General features: G+C 69.9%; 14 protein-coding genes and 3 pseudogenes. 11 read left to right on the forward strand and 6 right to left on the reverse strand.

Going from position 1 to position 19,373, the window contains the following annotated elements:
- Positions 1-86 precede the first annotated feature (86 nt).
- Together OHO83_RS44450 and OHO83_RS44455 are read left to right on the forward strand one after the other, a co-directional pair.
- Entirely contained in the window at positions 87-695 is a 609-nt protein-coding gene (locus OHO83_RS44450) for a TetR/AcrR family transcriptional regulator (protein WP_266681228.1), read from the forward strand.
- 44 nt (positions 696-739) lie between these two features.
- Positions 740-1,723, forward strand: coding sequence for a DMT family transporter (locus OHO83_RS44455; protein ID WP_443066086.1), 984 nt, complete (start codon positions 740-742; stop codon positions 1,721-1,723).
- 146 nt (positions 1,724-1,869) lie between these two features.
- Here the strand turns inward: OHO83_RS44455 and OHO83_RS44460 are convergent, their stop codons facing one another.
- Positions 1,870-2,310: an SRPBCC family protein gene (locus OHO83_RS44460; protein WP_266681232.1), complete on the reverse strand. Its 441-nt coding sequence runs from the start codon at positions 2,308-2,310 to the stop codon at positions 1,870-1,872.
- 93 nt (positions 2,311-2,403) lie between these two features.
- Between OHO83_RS44460 and OHO83_RS44465 the strand changes: the two genes are divergently transcribed.
- On the forward strand, positions 2,404-3,405 hold the full coding sequence (locus OHO83_RS44465; protein ID WP_266681234.1) for a CapA family protein: 1,002 nt from the start codon (positions 2,404-2,406) through the stop codon (positions 3,403-3,405).
- Between the two features lie 363 nt (positions 3,406-3,768).
- On the opposite strand, the gene OHO83_RS44470 is transcribed toward OHO83_RS44465, so the two are convergent.
- Positions 3,769-5,103 carry an NAD-dependent succinate-semialdehyde dehydrogenase gene (locus tag OHO83_RS44470; RefSeq protein ID WP_266681236.1) on the reverse strand — a complete coding sequence of 445 codons (1,335 nt, stop codon included), beginning with the start codon at positions 5,101-5,103 and terminating at the stop codon, positions 3,769-3,771.
- A gap of 136 nt (positions 5,104-5,239) precedes the next feature.
- On the opposite strand from OHO83_RS44470, the pseudogene OHO83_RS44475 reads away from it, so the two are divergent.
- From OHO83_RS44475 to OHO83_RS44500, 6 genes and pseudogenes are all read left to right on the forward strand, one after another.
- Positions 5,240-5,377, forward strand: a pseudogene (locus tag OHO83_RS44475) (TetR family transcriptional regulator); the annotation flags it as partial.
- Positions 5,378-5,413: 36 nt separating this feature from the next.
- Positions 5,414-5,878: a TetR family transcriptional regulator C-terminal domain-containing protein gene (locus OHO83_RS44480; RefSeq protein WP_266681801.1), complete on the forward strand. Its 465-nt coding sequence runs from the start codon at positions 5,414-5,416 to the stop codon at positions 5,876-5,878.
- A gap of 697 nt (positions 5,879-6,575) precedes the next feature.
- Positions 6,576-7,283, forward strand: a complete 708-nt coding sequence (locus OHO83_RS44485; protein ID WP_266681238.1) for a metal-dependent hydrolase — start codon at positions 6,576-6,578, stop codon at positions 7,281-7,283.
- Positions 7,283-7,858 (forward strand): helix-turn-helix domain-containing protein, encoded by a 576-nt coding sequence (locus OHO83_RS44490; RefSeq protein ID WP_266681240.1) that lies wholly within the window; start codon positions 7,283-7,285, stop codon positions 7,856-7,858. The genes OHO83_RS44485 and OHO83_RS44490 overlap by 1 nt, the downstream gene beginning before the upstream one ends.
- A 17-nt stretch (positions 7,859-7,875) precedes the next feature.
- Positions 7,876-9,108, forward strand: a complete 1,233-nt coding sequence (locus OHO83_RS44495; RefSeq protein ID WP_330280678.1) for a threonine aldolase family protein — start codon at positions 7,876-7,878, stop codon at positions 9,106-9,108.
- Positions 9,109-9,391: 283 nt separating this feature from the next.
- Positions 9,392-10,486, forward strand: coding sequence for an alanine racemase (locus OHO83_RS44500; protein WP_266681251.1), 1,095 nt, complete (start codon positions 9,392-9,394; stop codon positions 10,484-10,486).
- Positions 10,487-10,494: 8 nt separating this feature from the next.
- On the opposite strand, the pseudogene OHO83_RS44505 reads toward OHO83_RS44500, so the two are convergent.
- A pseudogene (locus OHO83_RS44505) lies at positions 10,495-11,290 on the reverse strand (IS5 family transposase).
- A 158-nt stretch (positions 11,291-11,448) separates the two neighbouring features.
- Between OHO83_RS44505 and OHO83_RS44510 the strand changes: the two are divergent.
- Positions 11,449-11,565, forward strand: a pseudogene (locus OHO83_RS44510) (helix-turn-helix domain-containing protein); the annotation flags it as partial.
- Positions 11,566-12,217: 652 nt separating this feature from the next.
- Entirely contained in the window at positions 12,218-14,146 is a 1,929-nt protein-coding gene (locus tag OHO83_RS44515; protein WP_266681252.1) for a lamin tail domain-containing protein, read from the forward strand.
- 514 nt (positions 14,147-14,660) lie between these two features.
- Here the strand turns inward: OHO83_RS44515 and OHO83_RS44520 are convergent.
- From OHO83_RS44520 to OHO83_RS44530, 3 genes are all read right to left on the reverse strand, one after another.
- Complete coding sequence (locus tag OHO83_RS44520) at positions 14,661-16,139, reverse strand: long-chain-fatty-acid--CoA ligase (protein WP_266681253.1); 1,479 nt, start codon at positions 16,137-16,139, stop codon at positions 14,661-14,663.
- A 114-nt stretch (positions 16,140-16,253) separates the two neighbouring features.
- On the reverse strand, positions 16,254-17,963 hold the full coding sequence (locus tag OHO83_RS44525; protein WP_266681254.1) for an aldehyde dehydrogenase family protein: 1,710 nt from the start codon (positions 17,961-17,963) through the stop codon (positions 16,254-16,256).
- Between the two features lie 55 nt (positions 17,964-18,018).
- Positions 18,019-19,317, reverse strand: coding sequence for an MFS transporter (locus OHO83_RS44530; RefSeq protein WP_266681255.1), 1,299 nt, complete (start codon positions 19,315-19,317; stop codon positions 18,019-18,021).
- Positions 19,318-19,373: the final 56 nt, after the last annotated feature.

Raw genomic sequence — 19,373 nt, forward strand, 5'->3', positions numbered from 1 at the left:
CCTCGCCCTGAACCGAACGATGACGGGCGCGGCACTCAGTCAGGTCGGATAGGCTAGGTAGACTGACCTACCTAGTTTGGATTGTGATGAGTAAGACCGATACCGATACGGGCGTGACGGGGCGTGTGCGGCGGCCGGCCCGGGAACGGCTCCTGGAGGCGGCGGCCCGGCGCTTCTACGCCGATGGTGTGGCGGCGACCGGCATCGACACGATCACCGCCGAGGCCGGCGTGGCGAAGATGAGCCTGTACAACAACTTCTCCTCCAAAGCCGACCTGGTCCGGGCCTACCTGGACGCCCGGCACGAGGAGTGGCTCGACCTGTACCGGGCACGCCTGGAGCAGGCCGACGGCCCGCGTGAGGGAGTGCTGGCGGTCTTCGACGCCTACGGCGATCACGCAGCTTTCGCGTACGAGCACGGCTTCCGCGGGTGCGGGCTACTGAACGCCGCCGCCGAACTGCCTGCCGGCGACGAGGGCCGGGCCGTGGTCCGCGCCCACAAGGAACAGGTCGAGCGCCTGATCGCCGACCACCTGGAGCAACTGCTGCCCGGCCGGCCCGACGAGGCCCGAGCGACGGCCGAGCATCTCTCCTTCCTGCTGGAAGGCGCCATGGCCCGCGCCGGCCTGGAGGGCGACGGCGAGCGGGTCCAGCACGCCCGCTCGATGGCCGCGGCCCTGCTGGACCGGCTGTGAAGGGCACCGGCCGCGGCCGGTCCGCAGGCACGGGAGCCCTGTGTGTGCTGGCCGCCTCCGTGCTGTGGGGCACGACCGGCACGGCCGCCACCTTCGCCCCGGACGTGGGACCGCTCGCCATCGGGGCCGTCGCGATGGGCCTCGGAGGTCTCCTCCAGGCCCTGATCGCCGCCCCGCAGATCCGCCGTCACACGTCCCGCTTGCGTGACCGGCGCGGCACGGTCCTGCTCGGCGCCGTCTCGGTGGCTGTCTACCCCCTGGCGTTCTACACCTCCATGCACCTGGCCGGAGTCGCCGTCGGCACCGTCGTCTCGATCGGCACCGCCCCGCTGGCATCGTCCCTGATCGAGCGCGTCGTGGACGGCCGCCGGCTCACCCGCCGCTGGATGCTGGCCGCCGCACTCGGCCTGCTCGGCACCGCCCTGCTGTGCGTCGCCGAAGCCGCCCACGCCACCGACGGCACAGGCCGCACCTCCATGGCCGGCACGCTGCTGGGCATCGGCCTCGGCCTGGTCGCCGCCGCCACGTACGCCCTCTACTCCTGGGCCGCACACCGGCTCATCACCCGCCAGATCCCTTCCCGGGCCGCGATGGGCGCCGTCTTCGGACTGGGCGGACTGCTCCTGGTGCCTGTCCTCCTCGCCACCGGTGCCCCGCTCCTCGCCTCCTGGTCCAACGCGTCCGTCGGCGCCTACATGGCGCTCGTCCCGATGCTCGCCGGGTACGTCCTGTTCGGCTGGGGCCTCGCCCACGTACCCGCCAGCACCGCCACCACCCTGTCCCTGCTCGAACCGGCCGTCGCCGCCGTCCTCGCCGTCCTGGTCGTCGGCGAACTCCTGCCCGCGGCCGGCTGGATGGGCATCGCCCTCGTCATCGCCTGCCTCGCCGTCCTCACCACCCCCACACCCACCCGCCACCCACGCGGACAGGTGCGGAACAACTCTGTGGACCACGACAGCGGCCCTCCCGGGAAGGCAGTAGGCGCTGTACCAGCCACCTCTGGTGAACACCGGACACGACACAGCTGATGCCCCGCCCGAAGCCATGAACAGGCGCTGTCCGCAATCGGGTTCGGGCTCACCCCCCGGCCGTCCTCGCGGCGATCCGGAACACGACCGCGATGGAGCTCGACCACACGCAGGTCCGACCGGAACACCTCACCGGCAGGTGACCGTCATGCCCTCCTCAGCAGCCCGTTGACCGCCCGCCCGAACACCGCGCGTGCCACCCGCGCCAGGAGCGGGTCGAAGAGCGAGGGCAGCCACCGCAGCCGCAGCTCCTCCCGCCACAGCACGCGGGTACGGCCACCGGGGCCGGGCCGTACCTCCAGCTCGGCGTGGCCGAGGACGAACCGCCCACGCTTCTCCAGGCGGACCCGGCCCGGCTGCCCGTCCACCGGCGGGCACCAGACGGTGACCTCCATCGGGTCGTCGAAGGCGAGCGGCCCGATGCCGGAGCGGGCCACGAAACGTGTGCCCACCCGGTTCGGCGGGTCCGTGACCAAGGTGACGCGGGTCAGCGGGACCATGCCGGCGTGCCGGGGCCACTCGGTGAGCCGGCGCCACGCCTCGTCGATCGGGAGCGGCGCCGTGCGCTGCAGCAGGAAGTCGACCACGGGACGATCTTAAGGAGCGACAGCCCGGGGACGGACCCGCTCCCCGGTCTTACGCTGAGAAGGCAGCCGGGTTCTGAGAAGAGGTGGTTCCCGGTGCCCGTGACGCTGGCCCTGGCCGGTGACACCATGCTCGGCCGGGCGGTCGCCGAGAGGACGGTCCGCCGCGGCCCCGGAGGGCTCTTCGCGCCCGGGCTGGTGGAGGTGGCCGCCGAGGCGGACGCCGTCCTGCTCAACCTGGAGTGCTGTATCTCCGCACGCGGCGAGCCCACCACCGCCGTCCCGGGCAAGCCGTTCTTCTTCCGGGCGCCGCCACGCGCCGTCGAGGCACTCAACGACCTCGGGGTCACCGCGGTGACGCTGGCCAACAACCACGCCTTGGACTACGGTCCCCAGGCGCTGCTGGACACCCTCGCGCTCCTGGAGGCGGCCGGGATCCGCGCGGTGGGCGCCGGCCCCGGCCAGGCTGAGGCACGCGCCCCCGAGGTGCTCACCGTGGGCGGACGGCGGATCGGGCTGCTCGGTCTCTGTGACCACCCCGAGGAGTACGCGGCCGGACCGGACACACCCGGCGTCGCCTACGCCGATCTGTGGAGCGGCGTGGTGCCGGAGTGGGTGGTCGCGTCCGTCCGCGAGCTGCGCCGGCGCACCGACGCCGTCCTGGTCGAGGTGCACTGGGGCCCCAACATGGAAGCCCTGCCCCGTACGCACGTGAGGCAGGCGGCACCGGTGCTGCTTCAGGCCGGCGCGACGCTGGTGGTGGGCCACTCCGCGCACGTCTTCCAGGGGATGGCCCCGCAGGTCCTGTTCGACCTGGGCGACTTCATCGACGACTACGCCGTCGACCCGGAACTCCGCAATGACCTGGGACTGCTGTTCTTGGTCGAGCTGGACGAGCACGGACCCGGTCGGATCGAGGCGGTGCCGATAGCCCTGGAGTACTGCCACACCCGGCTCGCCCGCCCCGCCGAGTACCGCTGGATCCGCGAGCGACTGGCCCGGGCCTGCGCCGAGTTCGGCACCGAGGTCACCGACGAGGGCCGCCGGCTGGCCGTACGGACGAGCAGCGACGCGCCCTGCCCGCGGAACGCGGGCTGAGGAGGCGGCCGGTCGACGCCCCGGCCTTCGCGAACACACCATGACCGGCTCTGCCCGGATCCGCGGGCCGAACACGGAACCCGTCCCGGTCGTACCGCTTTCCCGCTCCCGCTCGCGGGCTTCCTCGCCGGCCGAGACCCGCGGCCCGCAGCTGTTTTGGGCGGCACGCGCTCGTGCCTCCGGCAGACGGAACAGGTCGCCATGCCCCTGCAGCTGGTCGTCAATACGGTGTAGGGCAACGACCTCACCACGGCGAGGGGCGAGAGACCTCGCCGCGGTGTTCCATGCTCTGCCTGGTTCCTGCCCTTTTACTGCACACGGGCCGGAAGCAAGCCGTCAACGTTGTTCACGTGTGAACGACCACTAGGCGACGGTGCGGATGAGCTTCTTGTTGACGAATTCCTCGATTCCCGGCCGGCCCAGTTCCCGGCCGTATCCGGAGCGCTTGATGCCGCCGAAAGGCAGCTCGGCTCCCTCGGCGCCGACCCCGTTGATGAAGACCATGCCGGCCTCGATGCGGTCGGCGACGCGCGTGGCCTGTGCGGGATCCGTCGTGAAGACGTACGAGCCCAGGCCGTAGGGGGTGTCGTTGGCGATCCGCAAGGCGTCTTCCTCGTCGGCCGCCTGGAAGATCATGGCGACCGGGCCGAAAAGCTCCTGGCGAGCCGTGGCGTGGTCGGTGGTGAGGCCGGTGAGAACTCCGGCCGGGAAGTAGGCGCCGCTGCGTTCGCCCGCGGTGTGCAGCGTCGCGCCTTCCGCTACGGCGGCGTCCACCTGACGTGCGAGGGTGTCGGCCGCCGCGACCGAGGACAACGGAGCGCCGGATTGGCGGGCGAGGAGCCCAGCGGTGAACTTCTCCGTGAACGTGTCGTAGAGATCGGAGATGACGACGAACCGCTTGGCGGCGTTGCAGGCCTGGCCGGTGTTGTCGAGACGGGCGGCGACGGCCGCCTCCACGACGGCGTCGAGGTCGTCGGTGGACAGCACGATGAACGGGTCGGAGCCGCCGAGTTCGAGTACGGCCTTCTTGAGGTGCCGTCCGGCGATCTCGGCGACGGCGGCGCCGGCCCGTTCCGAGCCGGTGAGGGACACGCCCTGGACGCGTGGGTCGGCTATCACCTGGGCGATCTGCTCGTTGGTGGCGTAGACGTTGACATACGCGCCGACGGGGAAGCCTGCCTCAGCGCACAGGCGCTCGAGCAGGGCCGCGGTGGCGGGGCACTGCGGGGCGTGCTTGAGGACGATGGTGTTGCCCAGGGCGAGGTTCGGGGCAGCGAACCTCGCGACCTGATAGGCGGGGAAGTTCCACGGCATGATGCCGAGCAGCACACCCACCGGGGCACGACGGACAACGGCGCGGCCGGGGCCGGAGGTGACGGTGAGCTCCTCGTCGGCAAGGAACTCCTCGGCGTGGTCGGCGTAGTAGTGGTAGATGTCGACGCAGAAGTCGATTTCGCCCTCCGCTTCCTCGAGCGGCTTGCCCATCTCCTTCACGATGTTCGTCGCCAGTTCGGCACGATGCTGGACATGCAGCTCGCCGAGGCGGCGAAGCAGCGCGGCGCGCTCGGCGACCGAGCTGCTGCGTCCCCACGCGGTGGCCGCGTGGGCGGCGTCGACGGCCGCGGTCATGTCGGCGTCGGTGGCGGTCGGGAAGGTCTGTGTGGTCTTGCCGGTGGACGGGTCGGTGATGGCGTACATCAGGTCTCCAGGAGGGTTGGGGCGGCGGCATAGGGGCAGGCCTCGCGGCGACTGTGCTGCGAGGCCGGGGCGGTCTTCGGTAATTGGCTGTACAGCCAATTGATCTTTTGGCTGCACAGCCAATAGCATCGGCGTCATGACGTCAAGGGGCCCTGGGAAGCAAGTTCGCAAGTCAGCGGCCGAGCGTCGCCGCGAGATCGTGGCAGCGGCCGCGGCGGTCGGGCTCCAGGAAGGGCTTGAGTGCGTCACCCGGCAGCGGATCGCCGACGCCCTGGGAGTCCAGCCCGGACTCATCCACCACTATTTCCCGGTGGTCGAAGAGCTCGTGGCCGAGGCGTTCACCAGCGCCACCACGGCGGAATTGAACGGCTTGTTGCCGGAGGCGGGTACCGAGCGCGAAAACGGCTGCCCTTTGCACATCCTCCAGCGCTTCTTCACCCTGACTTCGGGCACCGAGTTCGACAACATCAGCAAGCTCTGGCTCAACGCGCGGAACCTGTCGCGCTACCGACCCGTGCTCCACGACCAGGTGGTGAACCAGGAACTGCGGTGGTGCGGCCGCATCGAAGAGATCATCACGCAAGGAGTGAGGGAGCAGGCGTTCCAGTGCTCCGATCCGTGGGCGGCTGCCGTGCGCATTCTCGCCGTGATCGACGGGATCAGCGCCTACATCAACACCAGCGCCGATCACCGCATGGCGCCCCTCACCGACCTGGCCCGCACCATCGCAGAAGCTGAACTGCGACTGCCGTCCGGCACGCTGCGATCCTCCTGACGAGCCACGGCCAAGGACGGCTCGCCGACGCCGCCCGACACGACAACCCTGCACCTGGACCAGATCCCGGGCCGCACGGAGGGCCCGGCCGCCAGTGCCGCCTCCCTTCACCCCGGCCGGCCTCTGACCGGTAATGACCTCGGGCAGTTCCTGGTCCTTGAACATCGGCGCCAACCGACCGGCGGAGGCCATGCGCTCGGGGTGGACGCTCGCGAGATCCGGGAACTGCAAGGCCCGCTCGATCACCCGGACATCGGCGTAGTCGGGTTCTCCTGCAGCGGGGCGAGTGCGTCCCGTGGCGCAGTCCACTTCCCAGACCGGCGGGCGTCGATGAACTGGCCTTCCATGCCCGAGAGTTCGTGGCCCGAGGGATGGGCCTGGGCTCAGGCAGGAGTGGCGTCATCGGTCGGCCGCACGAGTCGACGCCCTGCCTGAAGGAGTCCACCCCCGCCCGGTAATGAACCCGCATTCAGTCGATGGAACTCCCCGCTCATACGGCACCTGACCTGCAGAGGGGGCGCCCCATGGGAGGGGTCGCCCGAAAGTCGGCCAGGTCCACGAGGGGGATGGACTGTCCAGGGTGGCCGAAGGAGGCCGCGCTCAACAGCGGAAGACGATGCAGTCGTTCAGTAAAGTGAACGATGGGTTCATCTTTCTAGCCTTCGTTTGTTATAGTGAACAGATGGTTCATTCAAATGTGACTCTCCGGAGTACCTCCCAGGCCGGGGCCTATCTCGATGACACCTACCTGGAGCAGGTCAATACGCGGGTGATCGCGGTCGGCGAGCGGGACGGGATGCCATGGGCGGCCGTCGAGCGCTGTCTGTTCCATCCGCAAGGCGGCGGCCAGCCCGCCGACGCGGGCTGGCTGGAGGACGCGGAGATCGTCCCGGTCCGGGACCGTGAGTCGGGACTGATTGTGGCTATGGCGCCCGAGGGCGGGACTCTGCCGCCCCTGGCCGAGGGGCAGGAGGTCCGCTCGCGGATCGACCTTCAGCTCCGTATGACGCACGCGGCCCTGCACTCCGCCGGACATCTGGTCGAGGCGGCCGGGCGGATGCAGGGCTGGGAGATGACCGGCAGCATTCACTTCCCCGGCCAGGCCCGCATCGAGTTCCAGGTGCCCGAGGCCGACGGTCGGCTGACCGACCCGGAAGGACGGGAGGAGGTGACCGCCGAGCTGCGTGCCGCAGTGGAGGCCGCGATCGCCGACGACCTGCCGGTCACTGCCCGGTATCTCACCGGGGGGCGGCGTGTGGTGCACCTGGGCGAGCTGCATGCGGCGCCGTGCGGCGGCACGCATGTGCGTAGCCTCGGCGACCTGGACGAGGTGGTCCTGCCGGCGCTGAAGGTCAAGAAGGGCCGCATCCGCGTGTCCTACACCGCAGCCCACAGGAGTCTTTGATGACGCCGTCTGCGGCAGGCCGCCAGGCGGCCAGCAGTACCGCGGCCGCGGTCGGGGCGAAGATTCGTCTGCGCCGCCAGCAGCGCGGCATGAGCGCGGCGGAGATGGCCCGGCGCGCCGGACTGAGCAAGGCCACGCTGTCGCAGCTGGAAGCCGGCAACGGCAACCCGACGATCGACACCCTGGACGCGATCGCGATCGCTCTGCGTATCCCGATCGCCGACCTTCTGGCGCGCGACGCAGACACCGGGCCGGTCTTCCGGCCGGGCACCGACGCGGAGCCCGGCGAAGTCTCCCGGGAACTGCTGCGCCGCATCAGCAGCGGCAACAGCCTGGAGATCTGGCGGCTGCGCATCCCGCCCGAGACGGAACTGCCCGGCGTCCCGCACGCCACCGGCACGATCGAGCACCTGCTCATCGCCACCGGGCACGTCACCGCAGGCCCCGTCGACTCCCCTCAGGACCTGGGTCCCGGCGACATGCTCGCCTTCGCCGGGGACGCCCCGCACTTCTACCGCACCGGCGCCGAAGAAGTGGACATCACCGTCGTCTTCGCCTCCCCGATCAGCACCTGAAGCCAAGGAAACCGCTCATGAGCACGACCATCACCACCACCCCTTCCAGTCGCGCCTTCATCAGCGACAACATGGCCGGAGCCTCCCCGCAGATAGCCAAGGCCGTTGCCGAAGCGGCCACCGGGCAGGTCCTGCCGTACGGAAACGACCCCTTCACCGCCGACGCCCGCCGCAGGCTGGGCGAGATCTTCGAGCGGGATGTCGATGTCTTCATCGTCTCCACCGGCTCCGCAGCCAACGGCCTGAGCCTGGCCGCCCTCACCCCGCCCTGGGGCAGCGTGCTGTCCCACCCCGACAGCCATATCAACCACGACGAATGCGGCGCACCTGAGTTCTTCACCGGCGGCGCCAAACTCGTCTCCGTCCCGGGTGACGACGGCAAGATCGACCCCGACGCGGTGCCCGCGGCGGCGGGTCGCCGGGCCGGTGACGTACACAGCGTGCAGCCGTCCGCGGTGAGCATCAGCCAGGCCACCGAGAGCGGCAGCGTCTACACCCTGGAGGAGATCCGCCGCCTGTCCGCCATCGCCAAGGACGCCGGTCTGCGCGTCCACATGGACGGCGCGCGCTTCGCCAACGCACTGGACCACCTCGGCGCCACCCCGGCCGAGATGACCTGGAAGGCCGGCATCGACGTGCTGTCCTTCGGTGCCACCAAGAACGGTGCGATGACCGCCGACGCCATCGTCTCCTTCGACCCCGCACTGGCCGCCGAGCTCGCCTTCCGCGCAAAGCGCGCCGGCCAACTCGCCTCCAAGATGCGTTTTCACGCCGCCCAGATCGACGCCTACCTCACCGACGACCTGTGGCTGCGCAACGCCCGCCAGGCCAACGCGATGGCCACCCGGCTCGGCGACGGCCTCAAAGCCATCCCCGGCACCGGCCTGCTGGCCGTCCCCCAGGCCAACATCCTCTTCTGCCGCCTGCCCCAGCAGGTCACCGAAGGACGCGAAGCCGACGAACTGGGTGGCGAAGGAGGCGAGGACGCCGGTGTAGTCGGACTGTCCGGGAAAGAACAGGTGCGGGAAGACGAGCGCCGCGGCCGTCCCGTAGAGAAAGAAGTCGTACCACTCGATAGCGGTGCCCACCGTGCTGGCGACGACGGCTCGGTTGCGGTGGCTGCGCGTGGCAGCCGTCTGTCCGGTGCTCGTACCCACGGCGAATCCCTTGTCTTCGGCGGTCGCGCCGAGTTGATCGGGGGGAGGCTGCCGCGAGAGTGCTCTCAAGTCAGGGACATGTCAAGCAATTGAGCGCGCGCCTGTCGGGCCGGTGTCCGACCGGCCCCGACGGCGGCCCGCTTGTCGAGACGATCTCGATCTTGAGTTGTCGTAGCCGCGATCGACTCGGTGGTTCTTGGGGTGGGTGTCCCGGCTTTGGTCGGTTCGGGTATGTGTGATCGGGTCTCTTGAGCGCAGACCCCTTCCTTTAGGGGTCGTCTCCCTTGGTTCGTGTGGTCTGGGGGGATGGCCCTGCGGGCCTGGTCCACCGACCTGTCATGATCATCTCGACGTGTTCCATGGTGGGAGGCAAGAGATGGCGATAGCGCTGCCCGATGGGCTGGCGACGCCGGCGCTCGTGGTCGATCCGGATGTGCTGGACAGAAACATCTCGCGGATGGCCGAGGCTTCGCGGTCCCAAGGGTTCGCCCTGCGACCGCACGCCAAGAGCCACAAGTGCGCGCAGATCGCCGACCGTCAGCTTCGGGCGGGCGCGCGCGGGCTGTCGGTGGCCACGATCGGCGAGGCCGAGGCATTCGCCCGGGTCGGCGTGGATGACCTGTTCATCGCTTACCCCGTGTGGCTCGATGCCGACAAGGCGCAGCGGCTGCGCCGGTTGGCGGACGACGTTGCCCTGAGAGTCGGCGTCGAGTCGGTCGAAGGCGCGCAGCGGCTGGCGAAGGCCGTGCACGGCAGTGCCCGGCCGGTCGAGGTGCTCGTCGAGGTCGACAGTGGGAGCCACCGGACGGGAGTGCAGCCTCACGATGCTGGTGAGGTCGGGAAGGCAGCTGCCGACGCGGGACTGGATGTCGTCGGCGTGTTCACGTTCCCGGGACACGGCTATGGTCATGACGCGCAGGCACGCGAGCGCGCCGCACGGGACGAGGAACGCACTCTGGGCGAGGCCGCACAGGCGCTGCGGGACCTTGGGCTCGACATCCGCGTGGTCAGTGGCGGATCGACTCCGACGGTGGGGCAGTGGCAGCCGGGCGCGGTGAACGAGTTGCGGCCCGGTGTCTACGTCTTCAACGACGCCACCCAGCTGGCCATCGGCACCTGTGGGGTGGAGGATCTGGCGTTGGTCGCCGCGACGACGGTGATCAGCGTTCCCGCCCCGGACCGCTTTGTGCTGGATGTCGGTAGCAAAGTCCTCGGCTCCGACCGGTCGTCCTGGGTCACGGGCCACGGCTACCTGCCCCAGTTTCCGCAGGGAACCATCGCTGGGTTGTGGGAGCACCACGCCGTTGTCCGGCTTCCGGAGGGGGTGCGAGGGCCACGCCTTGGGTCGATGGTCGCTGTCGTCCCTAACCACATCTGCACGCCGGTGAATCTCGCCGATGAGCTGCTGGTCGTCCAAGACCGCGAGGTGATCGACCGCTGGCCGGTAACGGCACGAGGTGCCAATACCTGAGCATCGTCTCAGGCCGAGAGGTGGCGGTAGCAGATCAGAGTTGCGGCTATCCCGGCGAAGGCAAGGAAGTGTTCCGGCTTGCGCTCGTAACGACCGTGAAGGCGTCGGCACCCGGCCGGCCAGGCCACCGTCCGCTCCACGGTCCAGCGGTGGCGGCCCAGCCGCTGCGAGGACTCGATCCCCTTGCGCGCGATACGCGGGACGATGTTCCGGCTGCGGAGCCACCGTCGCAGGTAGTCGTAGGCATAGCCTTTGTCGGCGTGGAGCTTGGCACGCCGACGCCACGCGGTCCACGACGAGAACGGATCGGCAGGATACCCCGCACCAGGGGTTCCAGTCCCTGGCTGTCATGGGTGTTTGCAGCGGAGATGCCGATTGAGAGGGGCAGACCTGACCTCTCGGTGATCAAGTGGTTCTTTGAGCCCTTCTTGCCGCGATCTACGGGATTCGGACCCGTCAGGTCTCCCCTTTCGCTGCCCGCATGTTCACCGAGTCAGTGGCACACCGCGACCAGTCCAACTCGCCGCGGGCGCCGAGCTCATCCAGCACCAGGCGGTGAAGCTTGCCCCACACCCGGGCCCCGCTCCACTCAGTGAACCGCCGGTGCGCGGTCGGTCCAGACGGGCCGAAGCTCGACGGCAGTTGGCGCCACGGGCACCCCGTCGTGGCCGCGAACACGATGGCCGCCAACACCTGCCGGTCCCCATACCGACGTCGGCCCCCGCCCTGCGGCCGCACCGGAGCGGCCGGCACCACCCGCTGAAACAACTCCCACAGCCCGTTCGGCACCAGACGCTCCACCATCGCCATCACGGCCATCAGCCTAGTGATCAAGCCAGTTGAGACGGTCTCTTAGGGAGGGGTTGGCTCATCCTCGGACCGGAGCCGTGAAGCGGCGTAGTTGGCTGTGTTGTCAGTGGCTCTCGCTAGCCTGATCGCTTCGGTTGGAGGGGGGTGTTCTTGTGCTGACTGGTCGTAGGTATCGGCTTGAGGTGACGGTGGGTCACACTGCGCAGTGTCAGGAGTTCGCTGATGTCTGCCGGTCGGTGTGGAACACCGGCCTGGAGCAGCGGCGGGCGTATCGGCGTCGGGGCGCGTGGATGAACTACGTCCCGCAGGCGGGTGAGTTGGCTGATGCCAAGCGTGAGTACGGGTGGTTGAAGGCCGCGCCGTCGCATGTGTTGCGGCAGACCCTGAGGGATCTCGACAAGGCGTGCCGGGACCATGGCACGTTCAAGGTGCGGTGGCGGTCCAAGGCCCGCTGGTCTCCCTCGTTCCGGTTCCCTGCCGGGAGTCTGATCACCGTGGAGCGCCTGGGCCGTAAGTGGGGTCGTGTGAAGCTCCCGAAGCTTGGATGGGTGCGCTTTCGCTGGTCGCGCCCCCTGGGCGGACAGATCCGTTCCGCGACGGTCAGCCGCAGGTCGGGGCGCTGGTCTGTCTCCTTTCTCGTGGACGACCAGGCCGTCACTCCCCAGCGGCACGCCATGGCGGAGACGTCGGTCGGAATCGACCGGGGCGTGAAGACTGCCGCTGTCACCTCGGACGGCGACTTTTGCGACCGGGCGTTCATCACGTCTGGCGAGAGCGCCCGGTATCCAGGCCTGGCGTTCTCGCGCCGAGCACGTGGCATTCACGTGGAGTACACGCCGTTTCAAGATCGTGTCGCCAGAGTTCCGCCTCGTGCCTACCTCACACTCGCGTGCCGGCGTCGCCTCTGTATGCGCCGCGGCTTTGACGCTTTCGGGACTGCTCACCACGGGGATGCTGGCCGCTCAGCCTGCGGCTGCCGCGGACCCGTCCGGCTACCAGAACGTCCGGATCAACGAAGTCACCTCGTCGGACAACGACACGGTGGAGCTGTACAACACAGGCTCGACCGCGGTGAGCATCAGCGGCTGGAAGATGTCCGACGACAGCTTCTCGCCGCAGTCGTTCAGCCCTTCCTCCAGCACGATCCCGTCCGGTGGCTTCATCACCTTCAACTCGCCCAAGGGGCTCGGTGATTCGGACAAGCTGGTGATCTACACGTCCGGCGGCACGGTGGTCGACCGTGTCGACTGGGCGACAGGCAAGGCGAAGCCGACGATGGCGCGTTGCGGCGGCGACGGCACCGGGGCGTGGGTGACCACGGCCTCGGCGACCACGTTCGGCGCCTCGAATGCCTCGGGCTGCCCGTCGTCGGTCCCGGCGGCGAGCCGGGTGCGGATCAACGAGGTCACCTCGAACGACTCCGACACCGTGGAGCTCTACAACGGCGGAACGAGCGCGGTCAGCATCGGCTCGTGGAAGTACGTCGACAACGACACCTCGCACTCCGCGGCCTCGATCTCGTCCTCCTCGCCGAGCGCGACCAGCATCCCCGCGGGCGGCTACGTCACGTTCGACTCCACCATCGGACTGGGCGACAACGACTCCGTCTTCCTCGTCGACAGCAGCGGCAACACCGTCGACTCGGCAACCTGGGCTACCGGCGGTGCCACCCCGTCCGACGAGCGCTGCGCGAACGGCACCGGCGCGTTCCGGACCGCCACGACCGCGACGCTCGGCAGCGTGAACTCCTGCTCGGGCAGCGGTGGTGATGACGGTGGCGGCGGTCAGGGTGGCCAGTTGCTGGGCGGCGGAGGCTCGCTCACCAGCGGCTGCACCCCCGAGGCGCCCTCCGGTACGGGTTCCACTCCGGCGGGCACTCTGGCCTGGCCCGGCGGCCTGGACGTCACGATCGCGGACAACGTCTGCGCGTTCACCACGTCCACCGGTCCTGAAGGCCGGGACCTGAGCGGCCTGGCGTTCGACCCGGCGAACCCGTCGGTGCTGTGGGCCGCCAAGAACAAGAACTGGCTGTACAAGCTGGTCAAGAGCAACGGCAAGTGGGTCCCGGACGCGACCTGGAGTGCGACCGGCAAGCAGATCCGTTTCACGGGCGGCTCCGGCGAGCCGGACTCCGAGGGTCTGACCGTCGGCGGTAACGGCCACATCTACGTGACCTCCGAGCGCGACAACACCAAGAACACGGCGCCCAAGGACACGATCATGGAGTTCGACCCGGCGGCGACCGGATCGACGCTGACGCCGGTTCACCAGTGGGACATGACCTCGCAGTTCCCGCAGCTCAACACCGGCGACAAGGACGACGCCAACCTGGGCTTCGAGGGCGTCGGCTACGTACCCGACAGCTGGCTCACCGCGAACGGCTGGGTCGACCCGCTCACCGGCGCCGCCTACAACCCGGCGAACTACCCGCTGCACGGGTCGGGCCTGTTCTTCGCCGGCCTGGAATGGGACGGCACCTTGCACGTCTACGGCCTGAACTCCGACGGCACGTTCACCACGTTCGGCACGATCGCGACCGGCAAGGCCTCCGTGATGGACGTGACGTTCGACGCCGGAACCCAGCGCGTCATCGCGACCTGCGACAACACCTGCGGTGAGACGCACACCTTCATGAAGGTCAACGCCGACGGCGCGCTCGTTCCGGACGTGACCTACACGAACCCGGCCGTCATACCGACCGACAACATGGAGGGCTTCGCCATCGCGCCGACCTCGGCCTGCGTCAACGGCTTCCGCGAAGCGGTCTGGAGCGACGACGGCATCTACGGCTTCGGCTCCGCAAGCTCCTCCTACGGACACGCTCTCTACAGCGGCACCTTCCCCTGCTGATCTCGCCGACCACGGGGTACGACTCGTGCACAGGGACGCCTCCAGGGTGAGGCGCCCGAGCAGTACACAGTGATGAAGCTCCTGGCAGACGGGGCGACGGCCATCTCCACCGGCCGTGTCCACCGGCTGACTGCCAGGAGCTTCGTCGTGCCGGTCCCCGAGACCGCGTCGTTCAGCCGCGCTCCGGGTGCTGGGGTCGCCGCGCGAATCGTTCGGGCGGTGTACCCCAGGACCTCCGGGGGAGCGTCGACGATGTCCGCCCAGTGGGAGGTGGGTATCACCAGGGTGTGGCCTGGTGCGAGGGGATCCGGCGGAGCGAACGCACCGGCCACGGGCCCGCGTGCCACCCACCGGGCGGCGTTGGCCCGGATCAGCTCGCAGAAGGTGCAGTCCTTGCGATCTGACCTTGCCGGCGCCAACGCCGTTCCTGCCGGCCGTAATGCAAGGGGTGGGAGGCCAAGTTGACGGCCTGTAGGTGACAGCGAGCCGAGGCGAACGAGTGAGGAGCGGGGCCTCAGGAGCCCGGGGCTGCGATCTCCCGCTTGAGGATCTTGCCGGTGGCCCCCTTGGGGAGCGCGTCGACCAGCCAGACCTCTCGGGGGTACTTGTACGGGGCGACCCGCGCCCGCACGAACTCCCGCAGCTCGTCGGAGGTGGCCCCGGCGCCGGGGAGCAGGGCCACGGCCGCGGCGACCTCCTCGCCGAGGGTGGGGTGCAGGACGCCGATCACCGCCGCCTCGGCGACTGCGGGGTGTTCGTAGAGGACTTCCTCGATCTCGCGGGGGTAGACGTTGTAGCCCCCACGGATGATCAGGTCCTTCTTGCGGTCGACGATGTAGTAGAAGCCGTCCTCGTCGACGCGCGCGAGGTCGCCGGTGCGCAGCCAGCCGTCCTGGATGGTTTCGGCCGTGGCCTCGGGGCGGCCCCAGTAGCCCTTCATGATGTTGTGGCCGCGTACGCACAGTTCGCCGACGCCGTCGTGCTCGTCGAGCAGACGCATCTCGACCCCTTCGATCGGGGTGCCGACGGAGCCGGGTTTGCGGGCGCGGTCCGGGTGGTTGAAGGAGGCGACCGGAGAGGTCTCGGACATGCCGAAGCCCTCCAGTACAGGACAGGTGAAGGCGCTCTCGAAGCCGTGCAGGACCTCGACGGGCAGCGCGGCGCCACCGGAGACACCCACCCGCAGGGTGGCACAGGGGTACGTGCCGGGCTGCTGTGTGTGCACGGCAAGCATGGCCGCATACATGGTGGGCACCCCCACGAAGACGGTGACCTGTCGCTGCTGGACGGTCTGCAGCGCCACGACGGGGTCGAAGCGGGGCAGCAGGGTCAGCCGGGCACCCACGCCGATCGCGGTGTTCATGGAGCAGGTCTGGCCGAAGGCGTGGAAGAGCGGCAGACAACCCAGCACGGTGTCGTCGGGGCCCAGTCGGATCAGCGACCGTGCGGTGATGTCGGCGTTGCGCGTGAGGCCGGCGTGGGTGAGCTCGGCCCCCTTGGGGACTCCCGTGGTCCCGGAGGTGTAGAGGATGACCGCGGTGTCGTCGCCGCCGCCGCGCGCTGCGGCGACCGGTTCCGGGTGGGCGGCGAGCAGGTCGGCGAGCGAGCCCGGCCCGACCGGGATCACCTCGGCTGCGGTGCCCTCCGCGCCTGTGGCCACTTCGGCCGTGGACGACTCGTGGGCGAACAGCAGTACCGCACCTGAGTCACCGAGGTAGTGGGCGATCTCGCGTGCCTTGAGGAGCGGGTTCATCGGAACGACGACGGCGCCTGCGCGCAGTATGCCGTAGTAGAGGGGCGGGAATTCCAGCAGGTTGGGCACCATCAGGGCGACCCGGTCGCCCGGGACGACACCGCGCACGGTGAGCAGCGCGGCCACCCGGCCGGCAAGGGTGTCGAGTTCGGTGTAGGTCAGCGACCGGTCGCCGATTTCGACGGCGGTCTTGGGGCCGTGCGCCGCGGCGCTGCGGCTGAGGAGATCGGCGAGGTTCACCGGGGGCCTTTCGTCTCAGGTTCCGAGCAGGGCCCGGCCGCCCGCTGCGGGCGGTGACGCCTGGGCGGGCGGGGTGCCGGGTCGTGTTCGGTTCGGGTGTGGGGTGCGGTGTCGTCAGCCGCGCAGCGCGGAGGCGAAGATGGCCGGCAGCTTGGCGATGCCGGGCGCGGCGGTGAAGCGGGTGACGCGTTCGATGGTCGTACGCGACGTGCGGTTGGTGACGAAGTACGGCGGGCGCGGGGACAGCGACGGGGAGCCGGTGAACAGACCGCGCGGAGTGGGGGCGAAGGGTGCTCGCAGGACGGTCTTCTCGATGTCCTCGAGCATGAAGGCGTTGTGCACGAAGCCGATGCCGCTGCCGATGTCCTGGCGTGTGTGGCCGGGGTAGGCGCCCCAGGGGGTGTAGCCGAGCAGGAAGCCGATTCCGGACCAGCAGTTGACACCGAGGGTTCCGTAGCGCAGTTCGGCGACAGCCGTGTCCACCGCGGTGCGGTGGGTCTTCTCGGTCGAGGGGTGGACGATGAGGGTCGCGCCGAGGGTGCCGGGGAGTGTGTCGTTGGCGAAGTCGACGGCGTGACGCAGGAATTCGGCCGGAGCGTCGCCGGGGAGCCGTACGACGCCGAGGGCACTGCCGAAGACCTCGCCGGTGATCAGCATGTCGTCGTGGTCGGCGATGTCGGGGACCAGGATGCGGCAGTTGCCTTCGCCGTGTGCCTCGGCCTGCGGGTGGGCCTCGAGCACGGCGCCGAGGCGATGGGCGGCACCGGGGTAGTAGTCGGTGCGCGGCGGCAGCTCGCGCAGCACCCGCCTGATCTCCTCCAGGAGCCGCTCGGTGCCGTCCCACTCCCGGGGCAGGACCAGGATCTGGCTGGCGATGCAGTTGTGGCCGGAGTTGTTCATCTTGCTGGTGACGATGTGCTCGGCCTGGAAGCGGAAGTCCGCCGCGCTCCACGGGCCGGGAGTCACGATGCAGGGACTCACCCCGCCCAGTTCGCTGGTGAACGGTTTGGCGATCGCCGGCTCGTCGTTGTGGCGGCGCTCGTTCGCCTGCTCGTCGGTGCCCCACACGATGGCGTCGTGGGTGCGGTCGCTGCCGGTGACGTGTATGGCGTCGACGCCTTCGTGTGCGCAGAGGTAACTGCCCTCGGCCGCGCCGCCGTCGATGAAGTGCACCCAGCCGCGTTCGACGAACTCGGCGAAGACGTGCTCGAAGTGCGGGCGGAGATAGGCGTTGACCGGGTTCATCTTGGCGATGACGACCTGGCCCTCGACATACAGCTTGTGGAGGATGTCGAGCGCGGTGATGGCCGCGACATTGCCCGCGCCCAGGACCAGGGCGACGGCCGGGCGTCCGGGCCGGCCGCGGTACTCGCCGGCGGCCCGGTCGCGTACCTGCTGTGCGGTGGTGCCGGCGCGCATCCACACCTGGGCGGTGAACCCGTTGAGCAGGAGGGCGTCCCAGCCGGTGGCGGGAAAGACGTCGACCATGGTGCGGCCGTCGCGCGTCCGTACTGCCCCGGCCTCGACCGGATCCTTGCCCGCCGCGATCCGGCGCAGTACGTGGAGGCAGGCGCTGACGTTCTGGGCGAGCGCCCACGGGGCGCCGATCCAGTCCTCGGCCGCCCAGGGGGAGTCGGGCCCGTATCCCTTGGCGCGGGCACCGGCGGCGGCCATGTCCGCGGCGCTGTCGACGATCCGCGGCATCAACCGCTCGAGCAGAGCGATCCGTTCGGCGATCGGGGTGGTGGTCCAGGAGGCTGCGCCGTCGCGCAGTTCGGCGAGGGACTGGTCCAGCAGTTCGGTGTCGACAGCGGTGGAGTGCACGGGTTCGCTCCAGGGGTGCGGGGGAGGGGGTGGGTGGTGGCGGGCTTCCGGTGGGTCAGACGTTCGGCCGGAGGGCGTCGCGCGCCGGGTCGATGAGGGTGAAGGCGGCGAGTGCACCCAGCAGCAGCAAGCCGCCCAAGAGCACGACGGCGGTCTGGTATCCCGCTGCGCCTTGGCTGTCGACCAGCGATCCGACGACAGCGGGGGCGATGAGGCCCGCGGTGGTCACGGTGGCGTTCATCGTGCCGAGGGCACCGCCGCGCCGTGCGGGCGGGGCCAGTTCGGCGACGGTGGTGACCGCGACGGTGGCGAAGGATCCGCCCAGACCGAAGCCGGCGGCCAGCAGCGCGGTCTTCGCCGCCGCACCCTCCACGAGGGGTACGGCCAGGCAGGCGACCGCGCCGAGCAGCAGCAAGCCGCCGCCGACCCAGCCGCGCGCCCAGCGGCTGCTGACTCCGCGGCGCATGAGCCACCCGGTGAGCGCCGCTTGGCCGAGCAGTGCGAGGGCGCCGACCGCCCAGGGCAGGACGATGAGTCTGCCGGCGGCGTCGGGGGAGTGGCCGAGGCCGTTGCGCAGGTAGGAGGGCAGCCATACGACCATCAGCGCCACGGCCCAGTAACTGGTGAAGTAGGCGGCGGTGGTGCCGATCCAGGTGCGGGTGCCGAGGACGCGCCGGTAGGCGGGCTTCGCGGCAGGCTCGGAGGACAGCGTCGCCGCGGTGTCGGTCCGGTACGTCCCGTCGGCGCCGAACACGGCCCACGCCACGGCCCACAGCGCACCGGCGGCCGCGACCACCCAGAGGGCGGCGCGCCAGCCGTGGTGGTGGATGACCCAGGTCAGGCCGGGGGCGGCGGTGATCACGCCGAGGGTGACGCCGAAGGTGACCAGCGCGCCGGGGAGATTACGCCGGTGGTTGGGGAACCAGGAGAGTGCGGCCTGCTGCGCGACGGGGAAGGCGGGACCTTCGGCCGCGCCCAGGAGGATGCGTGAGCCGACCAGTACGGCCAGGCCGCCGCCCAGGGCGGCCGGCGTCTGCGCAACCGTCCAGAGCAGGGCCATGGCCAGGAGCAGCCACTTGGGCCGGACGCGGTCGGCGAGCAGCCCCACTGCGCCGGCGGCGACGGAGAACAGCAGGAAGAAGGCGCTGTTGGCGAGCCCGAAGTCGGTGGCGGACAGGCCCAGGTCCGCGCGGATCTCATCGGCAGCGAGGCCGAGCACGGACTTGTCCGCGAAGTTGACCATCATGAAGACCACGAGCAGGCCGGTGACGATCCAGGCGCGGGTGCGCGAGCCGGAGCTGCGGTCTGCCGTCGGTGGTTCGGTCTGTCTGGGGGTGGTGTCGGCGGCGGTCACGGGGTCCTCCGGAAAAGGGGCGCTGACGAGGGGGTGGGCACGTGCGGAGACGGGGC

This window comes from Streptomyces sp. NBC_00569 (assembly GCF_036345255.1).
GTDB lineage: Bacteria > Actinomycetota > Actinomycetes > Streptomycetales > Streptomycetaceae > Streptomyces.

Excerpts from the sequence above, each read along its gene's own strand:
- OHO83_RS44450 (WP_266681228.1), top strand. The coding sequence starts at position 87 with ATGAGTAAGACCGATACCGATACGGGCGTGACGGGGCGTGTGCGGCGG.
- OHO83_RS44470 (WP_266681236.1), bottom strand. The coding sequence starts at position 5,103 with ATGTACGCCATCACCGACCCGTCCACCGGCAAGACCACACAGACCTTC.
- OHO83_RS44490 (WP_266681240.1), top strand. The coding sequence starts at position 7,283 with ATGACGCCGTCTGCGGCAGGCCGCCAGGCGGCCAGCAGTACCGCGGCC.
- OHO83_RS44495 (WP_330280678.1), top strand. The coding sequence starts at position 7,876 with ATGAGCACGACCATCACCACCACCCCTTCCAGTCGCGCCTTCATCAGC.
- OHO83_RS44500 (WP_266681251.1), top strand. The coding sequence starts at position 9,392 with ATGGCGATAGCGCTGCCCGATGGGCTGGCGACGCCGGCGCTCGTGGTC.